This is a genomic window from Mesorhizobium silamurunense (genome assembly GCF_014843825.1).
GTDB lineage: Bacteria > Pseudomonadota > Alphaproteobacteria > Rhizobiales > Rhizobiaceae > Mesorhizobium > Mesorhizobium silamurunense.
Genome location: NZ_JHQR01000217.1, coordinates 1 through 17706, shown reverse-complemented (window position 1 = coordinate 17706; position 17706 = coordinate 1). Strand labels below are relative to the sequence as shown.

The window sequence follows — 17706 nt, the reverse complement described above, 5'->3', positions numbered from 1 at the left end:
GTCTGCAGCCCGACCGGCACGGCGCCGAAGGCAAAGCCCCAGCTGGTGACCGCGATGGCCGCGATCACCGGCGAGGCGCCGAGTAGGAGCATCGCCAGCGCCGACAGCGCGATCAGCAGCGGCGCCAGCCCGACCGCAAGCTTCAGGTTGCGCTCGGCCAGGAAGGCGCCGGCGAAGTTGCCGAAGAAGCCGCCGACGCCGTAAGCGAGCAGCACCAGCGAGATCGTCTCGATCCGCATCACCGGCACCGTCTCCAGGAACGGCCGCACATAAGTGAAGCCGGCAAATTGTCCCGAGGCAACGAGCAGCACGACCAGGAGGGCGACGCGGATCGTCCGCCGCTTCAGCACTTCGATTAGGGTGCGGAAGCTCGCCACGGCCGTCGGCGGCAGGCTTGGAATGGTGGCAAGCTGTACCAGCAAAGTCAGCGCGCCGACGACCGCCGCGATCATGAAGGCCGTGCGCCAGCCCCAAATGTCGCCGACATAGGCGCCGACGGGCGCCGCGGTGACAGTGGCGACCGAGACGCCGGTCAGGATGATCGACATGGCGCGCGGCATCAATCGCATCGGCACCAGACGCATCGCCATGGCGGCCGACATCGACCAGAAGCCGCCGAGCGCGACGCCCAGAACCACACGGGCCAGAAGCAGCATCGTGAGCGAGGATGCGAAAGCAGCGAGCAGGTTGGACACGATCAGAAGCACGGTGAGCATCCACATGACCAGCCTGCGATCCAGCCGCTTGGTGACGATGGCCATGGTCGGTGCGGCGATCGCGCCGACAACGGCCGTCGCCGTCACCGCCTGGCCGGCGGCGCCTTCGCTGACGCCGAGATCCTGCGCCAGCCGCGTCAGCAGGCTGGCGGGCAGGAATTCGGCCGTCACCAGGCCGAACACACCGAGCGCCAGCGAGACCACCGCGCCCCACACTGGCTCGGTTCGCTCCTCGGGTTCGGTCCTGTCGAGAACGGCGTCGTCGATGACGCCCGTGGCGGGTTCGGTCATGGCAAAAATCTCCGATCTGTTTTGCGGCGTCACGTAGGGAACGACCGGCTCCGGCTCCACCCGTTACATGCCTGGCGGGCGGCTGCGTCGGTCCGATTTGGTTGCGGCGCAACATTTGGCTGCAATGCAACATAGGGAGTGACGGACTGGAGTTTCCATGCTAGAAACGCCGAAATGAATTACAATTCGTCCAAAACCACATTGCTGGCATCCGGCGATCCGCTGACCGATATGCTGCGCGGATTGCGGCTCGATGGCGTCGATTACGGCCGCTGCGTGCTGGGCGAGCCCTGGGCCGTCTCCTTTCCCGCGCAGAAGGCGGCGCGCTTCCATTTCATCGGCCAGCAAGGCTGCTGGCTGTTCTCGCCGGCCAAGGAATGGATCGAGCTCTCGGTGGGCGACGCGCTTTTGATCCCCCGCGGCGACGAGCATGTGCTGGCGAGTGCGCCGGGCCTTCCTCCGGTGCCGATCGGCCGCTACACCATCGAGCCGGTCTGCGAGAACGTCTACGACGTCTCCAACGGCTGCGACGGCTGCAAGACCCTGCTGTTTTGCGGCAGCATGCATTTCAATCTCGACGGCTCGCATCCACTGCTCGACATGATGCCCGACCTGATGCAGGCGCATAAGCTGATGGCGAACGCGCCCGGCATCCAGCATTTGCTCGACGCCATGGCCGGCGAGGTGACGATGGACCGGGTCGGCTCCGGTGGGATACTCGCCCGCCTGGCCGACGTGCTGGCCGCCACGATCATCCGCTCCTGGGTGGAGAATGGCTGCGGCGACGCCACAGGATGGATCGCCGCGGTCCGCAACCCGGACGTCGGCAAGGTGCTTGCCGCCATTCATCTGCAGCCCGACCGCGACTGGACGGTCGAGGCGCTGGCGCGAATGATGGGGGCGTCGCGCTCCGCCTTCGCGCAGCGCTTCGCCACCGTGGTCGGCGAGACGCCGGCCAAATATGTGTTGCGCGTGCGCATGCACCAGGCGCGGCAATGGCTCGCCCGCGACGGCATGCGGGTGTCGGTGGCGGCGGCGAAACTCGGCTACGATTCGGAAGCCTCCTTCAGCCGCGCCTTCAAGCGGGTGATGGGCATCGCGCCGAGCCATCTGCGCAACAACGGCGGCGACGAGCAATCCTGACATCGCACCGGGTCGCCATCGGGCTGGAGGAATTGCCAAGTCTTTTGGACGAAGGGCCATTCCCCGCCTGTCGAGGCGGCATAAGCTCTTGGCGGAGGAACCCGCCATGGCCAACCAACTCGCACCGCTAGCGCTTGCCGCGCTCACCATCCTTCCGGGACCGGCGCTTGCCCTTGAGGACAGCTACCTGCCCGCCGACAAGATCCCTTATGCCGTCGAGGCGCCGGACCAGCCGCAGCGCCTCGGTCCGCTATGGGGCGAGCGGGCCAAGGGTCCGGCCGGCACGCTGCTCAAGGTTCCCGGCAGCTGGCGCGCGCCGGTCCATGCCCACACCGCCGACTATCGCGCCGTGGTCATCAAGGGGCTCTGGGCGCATTGGCAGATGCAGGGCGGTGAAGCGACCAAGGTCGAATTGCCTCCAGGCTCCTACTGGACCCAAAAGGCCGACGAGATGCATGATGATGCCTGCCTGTCCGACACCGAATGCGTGATCCTGCTGATCAACGACACGCCCTACGAGACCTATCTGCCGAAGTAGCCGAGTGGCGGGCCGGCGGGGTCTCCGATCCCTCCACACCTCACTTGCGAGACGCAGCCGATCTACGGTCTTCGCCTGCAGCCTGATGCCCTTCAGCTTCAGAGGCTCCTGTGATCTTCTCGTATTCGGATTGCGACATTTCCGGTAGACGACGAACAAAGGCCACCATCGCCCATAGCCCTTCCTGATTGTGCGTTCGACCAAACGCGGGCATCCCAGTCATCTTTATGCCGTTTTGCACAATCCAATAGAGTTCAGCATTCTCCAAGGCGGAAGTGGCTCGTGTAAGATCCGGCGGCTTGGGCCACATGTTCTTGGCGAAGTCCGCCGGAGAAATTCCCGGACCACCGTGACAGTCGACGCAGCCTTCCTCCTTGTAGTGATGGCCACCTGTGCGGATCATTTCCGGATCGTCAAGCGATCGATCCGGGCTGACATTGTGGCCGGCATGGCGTTCAATAGAATTGTTCCGGATTGTCTCCAGCGACCAGCGGACAAAGTCCGGATCCGGCTCGCTGGCGGCAACACTGTAGAATCCGGCATAGGTGTAGCCTGCCAATCCGACGATGATTGCTAGCAGGACAACAGCGGTCACAGCCAAGGTTCGCACGGTTAACCCCGTGGTGGCAGGCGTCATCGCATATGCCCGCCGTCTACCATTCCGAACGCCTGGAGCCGCCAAATTATTCCGCGGCTTGTCATCACGACATCGCGAGCCGTGACCAACGCGGTAGTAGTCTGGCTGGTGGGTCAATCAGCACCGAATCGGCTTATGTCGAGTTCAACATAAGTCAAAAATCGTTCTGATTTTCAGGGCCATGCCCTATCCGGCGTGCCGCAGGCTCACCCCGCTGCCCTTGTCGAACATCACCACCTTGTCCGGGTTCCAGGCAAAGCGAACCGGCTGCTCGATCTCGACGGCGGTCCTGGCAGGCACGGTGGCGCGCAGCATCGCGTCGCCGACTCTCAGCGTTACGATCTTCTCGACGCCGTGGTTCTCGACATCGTGGACCTTAGCCTCCACCGGAGCGCCGCTCTCCAGATAGACGTCCTCCGGCCGGATGCCGAAGACGAGCGGGCGACCGTCGGTCGCGCCGCCCGTCTTGGCTCCCCCAGTAACCGGCAATTCGAAATTCATGGGCGCCATCACCGCGCGGTTTTCCACCAGCTTGCCGTCAATGAGATTCATCGGCGGCGAACCGACGAAGCTCGCGACATAGGTGTCGCGCGGATTGTTGTAGATCTCCTGCGGCGTGCCGGTCTGGACGATGCGGCCGTGGTTGAGCACGCCGACCTTGTCGCCCATCGACATCGCCTCGATCTGGTCGTGGGTGACGAACAGGAAGGTGGCGCCGAGTTGCATCTGCAGGTTCTTCAACTCCGTGCGCAGCGCCTCGCGCAGCTTCGCGTCGAGCGCCGACAGCGGCTCGTCCATCAGGAACACGCGCGGCTTGCGCACGATCGCCCGGCCGATCGAGACGCGCTGCATCTCGCCGCCCGAAAGCCGGTCCGTCTTGCGGTCGAGCAGATGCTCGATGCGCAGCGTGCGGGCGGCGCGTGCGACACGGTCCTTGATCTCGGCATCGGGCAGGCGGCGGATCTTCGGCTTCAGCGGAAACTCGAGGTTCTGCCGCACGGTGTAGCGCGGGTAGAGCGAATACTGCTGCAGCACCAGCGCCACGTCGCGCTCGGCCGCGCCCCAGTCGGCGACGTCGACACCGTCGATGAAGACCTGGCCCTCGGTCGGTTTCTCGAGCCCGGCGATCAGTCGCAGCGTCGTCGTCTTGCCGGCGCCGGTCTCGCCAAGCAGCACGAAGAACTCGCCGTCGGCGATATCGAGGTTGAGGCCCGTCAGCGCGGTATGGCTGCCGAACTTCTTTGTGATGTTCTTCAGCTCGATATGGGCCATTAGAGCCTTACTCCTAGCGACTTGCCGCTTGCCGTGTCGAAGAAATGCGCCTGCTCCGGATCGAGGCGGACATGGACCTTTTCGCCGGGGCCCGAGACGTAGCCGGCCTTGGTGCGGGCGCGCAGCATCTTGGAGCCGACCTTGAGGTCGACGATGTCGAAGGAGCCGAGCGGTTCGATGATCTGCGCCTCGACCGGGATATAGCCGGGCGCGGCGTCGTGCCGGACGAGCACTCCTTCGGGACGGATGCCGAGCGTCAGGCCGCCATTGGCGGCGTGGCCGTTGAGCTTGGCGAGGAGATCGCGCGGGAACTCGAAACCTTTGGGCGCGCCGCCCACGGTGACGGTGGCGGTACCGGCATCATCGGCGACGCCAGCTTCGGCTATGTTCATCACCGGGCTGCCAACGAACTGGGCCACGAACAGGTTGGCTGGGTGCGAGTAGACATCGTCCGGCGTGCCGACCTGCTGGATGAAGCCCTCATGCATGATGACGATGCGGTCGGCGAGGCTCATCGCCTCGATCTGGTCGTGGGTGACGTAGATCGTGGTCGAGCCCTGCTTGATGTGCAGACGCTTGATCTCGGCCCGCATCTCCTCGCGCAGCTTGGCGTCCAGCGCGCCGATCGGCTCGTCCATCAGCATCGCCTTCGGGCGCCGCACCAGGGCACGGCCGATCGCCACGCGCTGCATATCGCCACCGGACAGTGCCGACGGCCTCTTGTCGAGCAGATCGGTGATGCGCAGGACCCGGGCGATCTCGTGCACCGACCTGTCGACCTCGCCACGGCTCATGCGCGTGGCGCGCAACGGAAAGGCGATGTTCTCGAACACCGTCATATGTGGGTAAAGCGAGAAGGACTGGAACACCATGGCGATGTCGCGGTCGGCGGCCTTGAGGTGCTGCACCGCCTTGCCGTCGATCAGGATGTCGCCCTGGTCGATCGTCTCCAACCCTGCTATCGCGCGCAGCGTCGTGGTCTTGCCGCAACCCGACTGGCCGAGCAGCACGATGAACTCGTTGTCGGCGATGGCGAGGTTCAAATCGTGGATGACCTGGACGGCGCCGAAGAATTTCTCGATGCCGCGAAGTTCGATCTGCGTCACTGCCGGGCCCCCTCATGCGTCGCGGCGCCGGTTTCCTCTTTGCGCTCCGGCGCAATCTTCGACGTGACGTTGAAGCCGATCAGCCCGATCAGGATGATCGTCACGCCGTAGGAATGCAGGCTGAGGCTCCACGGCTGGCAGAGCGCGATGATGCCCAGCACCATGGCGATCTGTGACGCCGGCAGCAGATACTTCTCATTGAGTGCGCGAAAGCTCATTTGCGGATTGCTCCGAAGGTCACGCCGCGAAGCAGATGGTTGCGCAGCAGGAAGGTGAAGATCGCGACCGGCAGCAGGAACAGGAAGGTGCCCGCCGCGATTGTGGTCCAGTCCGGCAGGCCGGAACCGATCTGGCTGGGAATGAAAGGCGGCGCGGTCTGGGCGCGGCGGTTGGTCATGATCAGCGCGAAAGCGTATTCGTTCCAGGCGGTGATGAAGCAAAACACGGCGGTCGCGGCGATGCCCGTCGCCGCCTCCGGCAGCACGATCCTGAAGAAGGCCTGCATGCGCGTGTAGCCGTCGACGAGCGCCGCCTCCTCGTATTCCTTCGGGATCTCGTCCATGAAGCCCTTCATTAGCCAGACCGAGAAGGACAGGTTGAAGGCGATGTAGAGGATGATCAGGCCGATATGCGAGTCGTTGAGGCCTACCATCCGGTACATCAGGAACATCGGGATGGCGACGACCACCGGCGGCAGCATGCGTGTCGACAGGATGAAGAACAAAAGGTCCGCCTCGCCCGCGATCTTGAAGCGAGAGAAACCGTAGGCGGTGAAGGTTCCCATGCCGACGGCAAGCACCGTGCTGACGATCGCTACGATCAGGCTGTTCATGAAGCGGTCGGGATATTGCGAAAGCTGCACGTCCTTTCCAACCTTCAGCACCCGCTCGCCGCCGTCGTAGATGCGCTTTTCCCACCAGGGCGCGGCCTCGTAGACTTGCGGGTCGACGGTCTTCTGCATCTGCACGCGCTTGGTGAAGAGCCGGATGAACGGCGTCACCTCCGGCTCGAACAGAACGGTGGGCGGCACGCTGACCGCCAGTTCCTTCGGCTTGAAGGCCGTGGAGGCGATCCAGTAGATTGGCGCCAGGAAGATCAGCGTGGCGACCAGCACCGCGACGATGGCGATGCGGTTGAGGGCAACCTCGGAAGAAGTGCGGACGGCGGCCATCTCAGCGCTCCTTCACCTTGTTGAGATACTTCACGTAGAGGTTGGTGATGGCCAGCACCATGATCAGCACGATGTAGGCCAGCGCGCAGGACTTGCCGGTGTCCCACTGCTGGAACGCCTGCTTGTAGAGCCGAATCGCGATCAGCTCGGCGGTCGGCTGGGTCGTCATCGTGTAGGCGATGTCGAAGGTCTTGAACGCTTCCATGGTGCGGAAGATCAGCGCGATCAAAAGGATCGGCGAGACCAGCGGCAAGGTGATGCGGGTGAAGGTGTACCACCAGCTGGCGCGGTCGATCGCGGCGGCCTCGTAGAGATGCTGCGGCACCGCCGACAGGCCGGCGAGCGACAGCAGCATGACGAAGGGCGACCACATCCAGATGTCGGTGATCGCTACCGCGTAGAGCGCGCTGTCGGGATTGGAGAGCCACGCGAAGTCGCCCAGGCCGAAGACGTAGTTGATCGGGCCCCAGGATGGGCTGTAGAGCAGCTGCCAGAACAGCCCGACGACCGCCGCCGACATCATCATCGGCAGGAGCAACAGCGTGGTGATCAGGCCCTTCATCGGAAAGCTGCGGTTGAGCAGCAAGGCGAGGCCGAAGCCCACGATCATCTGGCCGGCCACCGAAACGATGACGTATTTCGCCGTGATCACGAAGTTCGACCAGATGTGATCGTCGGTGAGCAATTCGCGATAGTTCTGCAGGCCGACGAACTGCCAGGGCTCGCTCCGGTTCGCGGCGAAATTCGTAAAAGAATAGCCCAGCGAATAGATCAGCGGAAAGATGTTGAAGACGATCAGGAAAACCAGCGTTGGGATGATGAACATGTTGCGGATGGTCAGATCCGACCAGCCGCGCGCGGCGGCCCTGGAGGCAGGATCAAGATTGGTGAGGGCTACCGAAGCCAACGATCGTCTCCCTGAAAACAGGAATGCCGGAGGGGAAACCCTCCTCCGGCATTCTGACTGTGATGCTTACTTGTAGCGATTGTACTTGGTGAACGTCGCCTTCCAGTCGGCGGCGGTCTTGTCGAGCGCTTCCTGGGCGGTGCCCTTGCCGCCGACCACGAACGGATAGATGTTCTGGTTCAGCTGATCGAGCACCTCGGCGTATTCGGGCGTCGCCCAGAAATCCTTGACCATGAACATCGTGTCGTAGAACGCCTTGTTGTAGGGCGTGGCGTTCTGGAAGGCTTCCGACTTCAGCACGGCCTGGCTGCAGGTGTAGCCGCCGAGCTCGGCCCACTTCTTCTGGGTCTCGTCCTTGATGAACCACTCCAGGAACTTCATCGCCTCGTCCTTGTTCTTCGAGTACGAGACGACGGAGATGCCCTGGCCGCCGAGAGCGGCGAAGCGCTTGCCGTCGGGGCCGGCCGGGTTGGCGAAGAAGCCGGTGACGTCGGCATAGGGGTTTGTGGCCTTGTTCACCAGCGGCGGGAAGAAGGCGAAGAAGTTCATGCTCATCGCGGCGAGGCCGCCGGTGATCGCCTGGTTGTCTTCCACGAAGAAGGTCTTGCCCCAGCCGGGAGGCGTGAACTTGTAAAGCTCCTTGTACATGTCGAGGCCGGCGGCAGCCTGCTTCGAATTGGTTATGCCGTCGACCTTGTAGGTTGCATAGTCGCCGAGATCGCCGCCATAGCTGAAGATGGCGCTTTCGACGCCCATCGCCATCGCGTCATAGGAATTGTCGGTGTAGATGGCGACACCGTACCGCTTCTGGTCCGGACGGTGGAAGAACTCGGCGATGTCGCGCAACTGCGTATAGGTCTTCGGCACGTCGAGGTCGTAGCCGTACTTCGCCTTGAAGGCTTCCTTCTCCTTCGGATCCTCGAACCAGTCCTTGCGGTAGGACCAGCCGATCGCATCGCCTTCCAGGGGGATCGCCCAGTATTTGCCGGAACCGCCGGGATACTCGGCATAATACTTGATGGTCGCAGGCGCCATCACGTCGGTAAGCTTGTGCTGGTTGAAGAAGTCGGTGAGGTCGACATAGTGACCCTGCGTCGAACCGGCGCCCAGCCATTGCGAGTCACCGACCACCATGTCGTAGGCGTCGCCGTGCGCGTTGAACTCGGTGAAGGCCTTGGTCTGGAAATCCGGCCACGGTGTGGTCTGCACCGTGACCTTCACGCCGGTCTCGGCCGTGTAGTCGTTGACGAGTTCCTGCAGATAGTTCGCCGGATCCCATTCCGCCCAGAAGATGGTGAGTTCCTTGTCTTGCGCTCGGACGGATGTCCCGCAGGCAAGCGCCAGCCCGATACCAGCAATCACGCTGGTCACTATCTTGCGCATAGTTTTCCTCCCTTGTGCGCATTCTACCTTGTCATGCTGGGCCGGCACTATGGTCGGCCCTGGTAGTTCCTCCCGTGATGGCACTTTCCGGTTTCGCGCCTCCTCGCCCTGCCGGAAAAAATGATCGCAGCCCTCACTTTCGATCCGCTTTATGCGTACTGATCTGGTATTACCAATTCAAGAGGGACGTCAAGCTCTTTCTTGTACAGTCAAAAGCGGCTCGACAAGCCAATCGGGGCGGTATCTGTCTGTTTTGCCTTATTTTTCCTACTCCTTGATATGCAGAAGCCTTGTTTCCACCGAGGCCTCACAATTATTATCGGCAGCCGGGTCTCCAATCTGGTCGAACCAGATTTAAGACATCGTCGTCTCCTGTGTGATCGAAACACCACCCGTTTTCGCCTCTGATTCCGCTATCGCCGCACGCACCAGCGCCCCCGCCGCCCACTCGGCGACCGACATCATGTCACGGCTGTCCAGCCCCCATATATCCTTCAGCACGATCAGCACTTCGACGCCGAACATCAACGACAGCGCCTGGGCAAGACGCTTGAACTGACGCGGCTTGAGCTGACCCTTGAGCGGCGCAATCGCATCTTTCAAAAGATCGACGCGGTGGCCGCGCGTGAAAGCCGGCTCGGTGCCCAGCGTGCCCGCCTGCCGCCGCGCCCATTGGTCGAGCGAAAGCTTGAGCGCCGCCTTGAATGTCGCCTCGAAAGCCTCGATGCGCGGGATGGAGGAAGCGAATAGCTCGGCCACCCGCCGCTGCGGATCGTTCGAAGCGGATTTCCACGTCAGGATCGGGCCAAGCCCCTCGTCGACGACCGCCTGCACCAGCGCCGCCTGGCTTGGGAAATAGCGATAGGCAGTCGCGCGGGAGACTTGCGCAGCCTCTGCGACCTCGCTGACCGAAGGCGTCACGCCCGACTGCATCAGCCGCTTCGCCGTCTCCAGCATCAGCCGCCTCGTGCGGGCGCGCGGCCCCTTCTCGGCTGCCGGCACCTGCTCGGCATCGTCGTTGGCGGCAGCTTGTTGACGTGAGACATCCATATCAATACGATACGCGCGTCTCAAAAAATTGCAATGGCCATGCCTTGGCGAACGGGCCCGGCAAGAAGCGACAAGCGGCAACACCGGACGCTGAAGACAACGATAGAGACGACGGGGAAACTCGGATGAAGCGCATCTATGTGGTCGGCACCGCCGACACCAAGGGTGAGGAGCTCGCCTTCCTCGCCGATGCCGTCGCCGCTGCCGGGGGCGCGGTCGTCCGCGTCGATATCGGCACGCGCGGCGCGACCGTGCCGGTGGATGTTGCGGCAAGCGAAGTGGCGGCGCATCATCCCGATGGAGCCGGCGCGGTGCTCGGCATTGATGATCGCGGCACGGCCGTTGCCGGCATGGGCGTCGCGTTTACCCGCTTCATCCAGTCCCGCGACGACGTTGCCGGCGTGATCGGCATCGGCGGCGGTGGCGGCACCTCGATCGTCACCGCGGGCATGCGCGCGCTGCCGCTCGGCCTGCCCAAGATCATGGTCTCGACGCTCGCCTCCGGCGTCCGGCGACACAGGACCTTATGTCGACGTCTCCGACATCATCATGATGCCGTCGGTGACCGACATGGCCGGCCTCAACCGGCTGTCGCGCGTCGTGCTGCACAACGCCGCCCAAGCCATCGCCGGCATGGCGGCGAGGCCGGCTCCGTCAGGCGCCGGCAAGCCGGCGCTGGGCTTGACCATGTTCGGCGTCACCACGCCTTGCGTGACGGCCGTCGTCGAACGGCTGCGCGCTGACTATGACTGCATGGTCTTCCATGCCACCGGCACCGGCGGCCGCTCGATGGAGAAGCTCGCCGATTCAGGCCTGCTTGCCGGCGTCCTCGACATTACCACCACCGAGGTCTGCGACCTGCTGTTCGGCGGCGTGCTGCCGGCGACGGAGGATCGCTTCGGCGCCATTGCCCGCACAAAGCTCCCCTATGTCGGCTCCGTCGGCGCGCTCGACATGGTGAACTTCTGGGCGCCGCCGACCATCCCCGAAAAGTATCGTGGACGCCTGTTCTACGAGCACAATCCGAACGTCACGCTGATGCGCACCACCGCTGACGAATGCCGCAAGATCGGCGAATGGATCGGCGGCCGCCTCGCCGCTTGCGAAGGCCCGATCCGCTTCCTGATCCCGGAGAAAGGCGTTTCGGCGCTCGACAGCGAAGGCGGCGCCTTCTTCGACGCCGAGGCCGATGCTGTCCTGTTCGAGGCCATCGAGCGCACCATCAAGCCAACGAAGAACCGCGCCGTGACGCGCCTGCCGCTGCACATCAACGATCCAGCATTCGCCAACGCCGCGGCCGAGGCTTTCCTCGATATTGCCAAGAAGTGAGACCCGACAAGCATGGCCGCCATTCCGCGCAAAGAGATCCTGGAAAAATTCCGCAAGATGATTGCCGACGGCGTGCCGATCGTCGGTGGCGGCGCCGGCACCGGCCTCTCGGCCAAGGCCGAGGAAGCCGGCGGCATCGACCTTATCATCATCTACAATTCCGGCCGCTACCGTATGGCGGGGCGCGGCTCGGCCGCCGGCCTGCTCGCCTATGGCAATGCCAACGAGATCGTCAAGGAAATGGCCTATGAGGTGCTGCCGGTGGTGAAGAAGACGCCGGTGCTGGCCGGCGTCAACGGCACCGACCCCTTCGTCATCATGCCGCTGCTGCTGGCCGAATTGAAGACGATGGGTTTCTCCGGTGTGCAGAATTTTCCGACCGTTGGCCTGTTCGACGGCACCATGCGCCAGAGCTTCGAGGAGACCGGCATGGGTTTTGGGCTCGAGGTCGACATGATCGCCGAGGCGCACAAGCTCGATCTGCTCAGCACGCCTTACGTCTTCAACCCCGACGAGGCGCGCGCCATGACCAAAGTCGGCGCCGACATCGTCGTCGCCCATATGGGTGTCACGACCGGCGGCTCGATCGGCGCCACCTCGGCGAAGTCGCTCGACGCCTGCGTGAAGGAGATCGACGCCATCGCCGACGCCGCGCGCTCGGTGCGCAAGGACGTCATCCTGCTCTGCCATGGCGGGCCGATCTCGATGCCCGGCGACGCGCGCTACATCCTGGAGCGCTGCGACGGCCTGCACGGTTTCTACGGCGCAAGCTCGATGGAGCGGCTGCCGGCCGAAGCGGCCATCGCCAGGCAGACGGCGGATTTCAAGGCGGTCGCAATCGGCGGTTCAAAAGACGCCGCGAAAAACAGGAAGGGATGAGGCAATGGCCGACAAGGAGAAGGTGTTCGTTTATCCGAAGGACGTCAGCGCCTTCGGCTTCGACTGGGGCAAGCTGACGCTCACGGTCGGGCCGGAAGTGAATGGCGCCGCCCGCTTTTCCGGCGGCGTCGTCGACCTGCCTCCCGGCAAGGGCCACACCCGGCATAACCATCCAGGCGCGGAGGAAATCATCTTCGTCATCTCGGGCAATGGCGAGCAGATGGTCGAGGACGAGAAGGGCAATCCCGTGATTGCGAAGGTCGGCCCCGGCTGCACGATCTACGTACCGGAAAGCCGCTTCCACTCGACGCTCAACACCGGCGATCAGCCGATGCAGCTCTTCGTCGTCTATTCGCCGGCCGGTCCCGAACTGGCGCTGCGGGAGCTACCGGATTTCAGGTTGCTGCCGCCGGGGCAGTGATGAATTGATTTTCTGTCCACGGCCGCGCCGCCCCTCATTGTCCTGCCCGTCCTCCGCAGCAGCTGCGGAGGGTGGACCGGACATTTCTCCCCGTATAGTGACAGGGAGAAAGAACGCATTCATCAATGCTTTTGCCAATTTTCAATGTCGGAAGGTAAGTGCCGAGGTCGCGGCCATCTCCCTTCTCCCCGTCAATATACCGGGAGAAGGTGCCGGCAGGCGGATGAGGGGCAGCGCCGACCTTCCGGATTATGAAGCCCCACCCGTGTTCCACCCGCGCCCGCGATCGCCGAACATCACATAACCCGTGTCGGTCACCGCCACGGTGTCTTCCAGCTTGATGAAACCGCGTGTCGGATGAAGCATGGTCGTCTCGACCGAGAGCACCATGTTCTTTTCCAGCGGTTTCGCCGCATAGGTGCCCTCATAGGTGACCGGATGGTTGGTCATCAGGAACGGCGCCTCATGGGTGATCAGCCCCATGCCGTGGGCGAAGAAATCCGTATACGCCGCGACCTTCGAGGCCTTCAGCACGCTGTCGGCATGCGCGATCATATCGCCGCCGAGCGTGCCCGCTTTCACCTTCGAAAAGGCCGCCTGCTGCACCGCCTCGACTTCGCCTAGCAGATCTTCCAGCTCGGCATCCGGCTCGCCAAGCACGCCCATGCGGCAGAGGTCGCCGATATAGCCGTGATAGTTGCCGCCGGAATCGATAGACAGCACCTCGCCCTGCTTCCATGCCTGGCTGGACGCAGCGCGGTTGTGACTGGAGCCCAGCGTCAGCAGGCAATATTCGAAATGCGCGCCGCGATTGGTTTCCTCGCGCCTGAGCTGCTCGATGATGTCGGTCTTGATCGTGCCCTCGCGCGCCCAGGCGATTGTCGCCAGCATGGAATCGGTGATCAACTCGGAGGCGATGCGCAGTTTTTCGAGCTCCACTTCGGTCTTGATCGCGCGCATATTCTCCAGCATGCCGGTAGCATCAATCAGCTTCGCGTCCGGCAGCGCCTTGCGGATCAGCGTATAGGCATCCGACGGCAGGAAACCCGGCTCGATGCCGATGCGCGCAGCTCCCTTGCCGATCTTCTGCAGGTGCTCCACCGCAAGATTGGCGGCGTCGAGCGTTCCCCAGCAGGCGGCGTGCAGCGTCGGCGTCCAGAACGGATGGTTCTGGTGCTCGCCGCCTTCCATCTTGTTGCCGATATAGGCGGCATGCTCCGGCCCGCCCTTCTCATAGAGGACGATGGGCAGGTAGCGGCTATGGCCGATCGCATCCATCGCCGCGAAGAAGATGAATTTGTAGCCGCCGAGCAGATATTGCGTGTTGTGCTTGGAGGTGGCGAAGAGCACGTCGATGCCGGCCTCGTCCATCAGCCGGTCCACCCGCACCCGGTCGAACGGAATGCTGCTGACCTCGGTCTTACCCGGAGCGATGTTCATCGGCCTCTCCCTGAATTTCCGGCCGCTCAAGCGGCCAATCTTCCTGAACTTTTGGCTGTCGATTAAATCTGCATCACTTTGACCACTCTGGTCCAGCCAGAATTCAGTGGCGTTCGACCGATCCCGCTTCCATAACGGCTTCTGGCGACATTGCACCCGAATCTGGTCCTACCAGATGATGGCAACTGCAGCCCGAACATAACTGGTCCAGCGGACGAAAATTTCAAAGCCAAGCTATCCTGCGCCAAAACCGTCTCTGGCGAAACCTTTGCCAAGGGCCATAATCCCATCCATTCGAGACTGCCCGCGCCTGGCACGGGTGAAGAGGGGAGTTTGAGCGATGTCCGAATTCACGATTTCACGCCGCGGCCTGCTGGCCGGTTCGGCGCTGCTTTTGGCTTCGACGGCGTTGCCGACCATCAGCCATGCGCAGGCGCCGAAGAAGGGCGGGCGATTGATCGTCGCCGCCGACTCCGAGCCACGCAATCTCAACCCGGCGATCGTCGCCTCAAACGGCGTCTTCTTCATTTCCAGCAAGGTCGTCGAGACCCTGGCCGAGGCCTCCTTCGACGGCAAGGATGGACTTGAGCCGCGCCTCGCGCTCTCCTGGGAGGGTGCCGCCGATGGATTGTCGGTGACCTTCAGGTTGCGCGACGGCGTCAAATGGCATGACGGCAAGCCCTTCACCTCCGCCGACGTCGCCTTCTCGGCGCTGCAGGTCTGGAAGCCGCTGCAGAATCTCGGCCGCACCGTGTTCAAGGACCTCAGCACGGTCGAGACGCCCGACGAGCTCACCGCCGTATTCAAATTCGCCAAGCCGACACCGTTCCAGCTGATCCGCAATGCGCTCCCGGCGCTCTCCAGCGTCGTGCCGAAGCATGTCTATGAGGTGGGCAAGATCGAGGACAACCCGGCCAACAACGCGCCGGTCGGCACCGGCCCGTTCAAATTCGCCGAATACAAGGCCGGCCAGTACTATCGGCTTGCGAGAAACGACTCCTATTGGGGCAAGGACGAGCCCTATCTCGACGAGATCGTCTACCAGGTGCTGCCGGACCGCACTTCGGCGGCGGCCGCGCTCGAAGCGGAAGAGATCCAGCTTGCCGCCTTCTCCGCCGTGCCGCTCGCCGACCTCGACCGCATCTCCAAGGTGCCGGGCCTGAAGGTCATCACCAAGGGTTATGAGGGGCTGACCTACCAACTCGTGGTCGAGATCAACCATCGCCGCAAGGAACTGGCCGACCTGAAAGTGCGCCAGGCGATCGCTCATGCCATCGACAAGGACTTCGTCGTCAAGACGATCTTCCTCGGCTACGCCGCGACCGCGACCGGCCCGGTGCCGAAGAACGATCCGCAATTCTACACCGCCGACGTTCCGACCTACCCCTTCGATGTCGCCAAGGCCAACGAGCTTCTCGATGAAGCCGGCTATAAGCGGGCCGACGATGGCAAGCGCTTCACGCTGAAGCTGCTGCCGGCCCCCTACTTCAACGAGACAAAACAGTTCGGCGACTATCTGCGCCAGGCGCTGGCCGCGATCGGCATCGACGCGGAGATCGTCAACAACGACTCCGCCGCCCATATCAAGGCCGTCTATACCGACCATGCCTTCGACCTCGCGGTCGGCCCGCCGGTGTTCCGCGGCGATCCGGCGATCTCGACCACCATCCTGGTGCAGAGCGGCATTCCGGACGGCGTGCCCTTCTCAAACCAGGGCGGCTACAAGAATGCCGACCTCGACGCGTTGATCGTCAAGGCATCGGAGACGCTCGACACCGCCGCCCGCACCGAGCTCTACAAGGAGTTCCAGAAAAAGGTTGCGGCCGACCTGCCGCTGATAAACGTCGCCGAATGGAGCTTCATCAGCGTCGCACGCGATACGGTCGGGAATATCGCCAACAACCCGCGCTGGGCGGTTTCGAACTGGGCGGACACTTACTTGGAATCGTGACACATTCGCGCGGATGAAAATTCGCGGCGAAGTCGTCGTAGATGCACGGGCAGACGTCGAGCTCTACGATACCCCCCTCTGTCCTGCCGGACATCTCCCCCTCAAGGGGGGAGATCAGCTTGCGCTGGCACCCCTGCCCTTCTTTGCAACGCTTGCGATTGGCATCGCGGCCGATGACAGCCAATCTCCCCCCTTGGGGGGGAGATGTCCGGCAGGACAGAGGGGGGTGCCTGGGCGCGGCATTTCTCATGGGCAGCCTTGCTCTAGTCCCTCGAGGCGCGCATGACCCGCGCCCTCACCCTGCTGCGCCGCCGCCTCGTCGGCAGCGTCTTCGTGCTCCTGATCGTCGTCATCGGCAGCTTCCTGCTGCTCGAAGCCGCCCCCGGCGACGCGGTCGATGCCTACATCGTCTCGACCGGCGGCGATGCCGGCATGATTGAGCTGCTGCGCCACCGCTGGGGCCTCGACCAGTCGGAATTGACCCGGCTCGCCAACTACCTTTGGGCGCTCTGCCATCTCGATCTCGGCCGGTCCGTCACCTTCTCGCGGCCGATCCGCGACGTCATAATCGAACGCCTGCCGACCACGCTGATCCTGATGGGCAGCGCCACCGCGCTCTCCTTCGGCCTCGGCTCGGCGCTCGGCATCTATGCCGGCGCGCGGCCCGGCAGTTTTCGCGATCGCTTCCTGTCGATCGGTTCGCTGGCGCTCTACGCCGTGCCGGGCTTCTGGCTCGGCCTGGTGCTGATCGTCGTCTTTGCCGTCGACCTGCGCTGGTTGCCGATCGGCGGCATCGAGACCATCGCCTCTGGCAAGACCGGGCTGGCGCGGGCCGCCGACGTCGTCGCCCATCTCGTGCTGCCGGTGGCAGCGCTCGGCTTCATCTATCTCGCGCTCTATCTGCGCATGATGCGCGCCGGCATGGCCGAGGCCTGGCGGCAGGATTTCGTGCTTGCCACCCGCGCCAGGGGCCTGCCGCGCCGGCGCATCGTGCTCGCTCATGTTGCTCGCAACGCGCTGCTGCCTTTGGTCACCATGCTTGGCCTGCAATCGGCGCAGATGCTCGGCGGCAGCGTCGTCATCGAAAGCGTCTTTGCCGTCCCCGGTCTTGGCCGGCTGGCGCAGGAAGCGGTCGCCGGGCGCGACGCCCCAGTGCTGCTCGGCATCATTCTGGTGAGCGCCGTTCTCGTCGTCGTCATCAATCTCCTGGTCGACCTCGCCTACGCCTTCCTCGATCCGCGCGTCGGCGCCAGCGAGGCCAGCGCATGAGGAGGCTGCTTCGTTTCTTCCGTACGCCAGAAGCGATCGCCGGCGCACTCATCCTTGTCTTGCTGGTCGCGATGGCGCTGGCGGCGCCGTTGCTTTTCCCGGGCGACCCGCTAGCGATCGCCGGCCCGGCGCTGCTGCCACCGTTCCAGGATTGGTCGCTGCCGCTCGGCACCGACCGGCTCGGCCGCGACGTGCTGGCCGAG

Annotated in this window: 16 protein-coding genes and 2 pseudogenes; 8 read left to right on the top strand and 10 right to left on the bottom strand. The window is 63.6% G+C overall.

The window, feature by feature from the left end:
• Window positions 1–1007 (bottom strand): MFS transporter (locus tag DH10_RS24220; protein WP_192385441.1); only part of this gene is annotated, 1007 nt, incomplete at its 3' end.
• Between the two features lie 174 nt (window positions 1008–1181).
• Here DH10_RS24220 and DH10_RS24215 point away from each other — a divergent pair.
• Both DH10_RS24215 and DH10_RS24210 read left to right on the top strand, forming a co-directional pair.
• On the top strand, window positions 1182–2150 hold the full coding sequence (locus DH10_RS24215; protein ID WP_192253219.1) for an AraC family transcriptional regulator: 969 nt from the start codon (window positions 1182–1184) through the stop codon (window positions 2148–2150).
• A gap of 106 nt (window positions 2151–2256) precedes the next feature.
• Window positions 2257–2688 carry a DUF4437 domain-containing protein gene (locus tag DH10_RS24210; RefSeq protein WP_192253222.1) on the top strand — a complete coding sequence of 144 codons (432 nt, stop codon included), beginning with the start codon at window positions 2257–2259 and terminating at the stop codon, window positions 2686–2688.
• Window positions 2689–2728: 40 nt separating this feature from the next.
• Here the strand turns inward: DH10_RS24210 and DH10_RS24205 are convergent, their stop codons facing one another.
• The 8 genes from DH10_RS24205 to DH10_RS24170 all read right to left on the bottom strand — a co-directional run bounded on the left by DH10_RS24205 (window position 2729) and on the right by DH10_RS24170 (window position 10214).
• Window positions 2729–3325, bottom strand: coding sequence for a c-type cytochrome (locus DH10_RS24205; protein WP_192253225.1), 597 nt, complete (start codon window positions 3323–3325; stop codon window positions 2729–2731).
• 186 nt (window positions 3326–3511) lie between these two features.
• Complete coding sequence (locus DH10_RS24200; RefSeq protein WP_192253228.1) at window positions 3512–4597, bottom strand: ABC transporter ATP-binding protein; 1086 nt, start codon at window positions 4595–4597, stop codon at window positions 3512–3514.
• A complete protein-coding gene (locus DH10_RS24195) occupies window positions 4597–5703 on the bottom strand; it encodes an ABC transporter ATP-binding protein (RefSeq protein ID WP_192253231.1) in 1107 nt (368 codons plus the stop codon). Before DH10_RS24195 ends, DH10_RS24200 begins: the two co-directional genes overlap by 1 nt.
• A complete protein-coding gene (locus DH10_RS24190; protein WP_192253234.1) occupies window positions 5700–5921 on the bottom strand; it encodes a hypothetical protein in 222 nt (73 codons plus the stop codon). The genes DH10_RS24195 and DH10_RS24190 overlap by 4 nt, the downstream gene beginning before the upstream one ends.
• The gene (locus DH10_RS24185) at window positions 5918–6874 is read right to left on the bottom strand and encodes a carbohydrate ABC transporter permease (protein ID WP_192253237.1); all 957 of its coding nucleotides are present in this window, start codon (window positions 6872–6874) and stop codon (window positions 5918–5920) included. Before DH10_RS24185 ends, DH10_RS24190 begins: the two co-directional genes overlap by 4 nt.
• A 1-nt stretch (window position 6875) precedes the next feature.
• A complete protein-coding gene (locus DH10_RS24180) occupies window positions 6876–7781 on the bottom strand; it encodes a carbohydrate ABC transporter permease (RefSeq protein WP_192253241.1) in 906 nt (301 codons plus the stop codon).
• 66 nt (window positions 7782–7847) lie between these two features.
• Window positions 7848–9164 carry an ABC transporter substrate-binding protein gene (locus tag DH10_RS24175; RefSeq protein WP_192253256.1) on the bottom strand — a complete coding sequence of 439 codons (1317 nt, stop codon included), beginning with the start codon at window positions 9162–9164 and terminating at the stop codon, window positions 7848–7850.
• A 354-nt stretch (window positions 9165–9518) separates the two neighbouring features.
• Complete coding sequence (locus DH10_RS24170) at window positions 9519–10214, bottom strand: TetR/AcrR family transcriptional regulator (protein ID WP_192253259.1); 696 nt, start codon at window positions 10212–10214, stop codon at window positions 9519–9521.
• A 125-nt stretch (window positions 10215–10339) separates the two neighbouring features.
• Here DH10_RS24170 and DH10_RS24165 point away from each other — a divergent pair.
• The 3 genes and pseudogenes from DH10_RS24165 to DH10_RS24155 all read left to right on the top strand — a co-directional run bounded on the left by DH10_RS24165 (window position 10340) and on the right by DH10_RS24155 (window position 12843).
• Window positions 10340–11543: pseudogene (locus tag DH10_RS24165) on the top strand (Tm-1-like ATP-binding domain-containing protein).
• A gap of 12 nt (window positions 11544–11555) precedes the next feature.
• Complete coding sequence (locus DH10_RS24160; protein ID WP_192253265.1) at window positions 11556–12422, top strand: phosphoenolpyruvate hydrolase family protein; 867 nt, start codon at window positions 11556–11558, stop codon at window positions 12420–12422.
• A gap of 4 nt (window positions 12423–12426) precedes the next feature.
• Complete coding sequence (locus tag DH10_RS24155) at window positions 12427–12843, top strand: cupin domain-containing protein (RefSeq protein ID WP_192253268.1); 417 nt, start codon at window positions 12427–12429, stop codon at window positions 12841–12843.
• 249 nt (window positions 12844–13092) lie between these two features.
• Here the strand turns inward: DH10_RS24155 and DH10_RS24150 are convergent, their stop codons facing one another.
• The gene (locus DH10_RS24150; RefSeq protein ID WP_192253271.1) at window positions 13093–14283 is read right to left on the bottom strand and encodes a M24 family metallopeptidase; all 1191 of its coding nucleotides are present in this window, start codon (window positions 14281–14283) and stop codon (window positions 13093–13095) included.
• A gap of 340 nt (window positions 14284–14623) precedes the next feature.
• On the opposite strand from DH10_RS24150, the gene DH10_RS24145 reads away from it, so the two are divergent.
• From DH10_RS24145 to DH10_RS24135, 3 genes and pseudogenes are all read left to right on the top strand, one after another.
• Window positions 14624–16234 carry an ABC transporter substrate-binding protein gene (locus DH10_RS24145; protein WP_192253274.1) on the top strand — a complete coding sequence of 537 codons (1611 nt, stop codon included), beginning with the start codon at window positions 14624–14626 and terminating at the stop codon, window positions 16232–16234.
• A 282-nt stretch (window positions 16235–16516) separates the two neighbouring features.
• On the top strand, window positions 16517–17503 hold the full coding sequence (locus tag DH10_RS24140) for an ABC transporter permease (RefSeq protein ID WP_192253278.1): 987 nt from the start codon (window positions 16517–16519) through the stop codon (window positions 17501–17503).
• Window positions 17500–17706 (top strand): annotated as a pseudogene (locus DH10_RS24135) (ABC transporter permease); the annotation flags it as partial. The gene DH10_RS24140 and the pseudogene DH10_RS24135, both read left to right, overlap by 4 nt.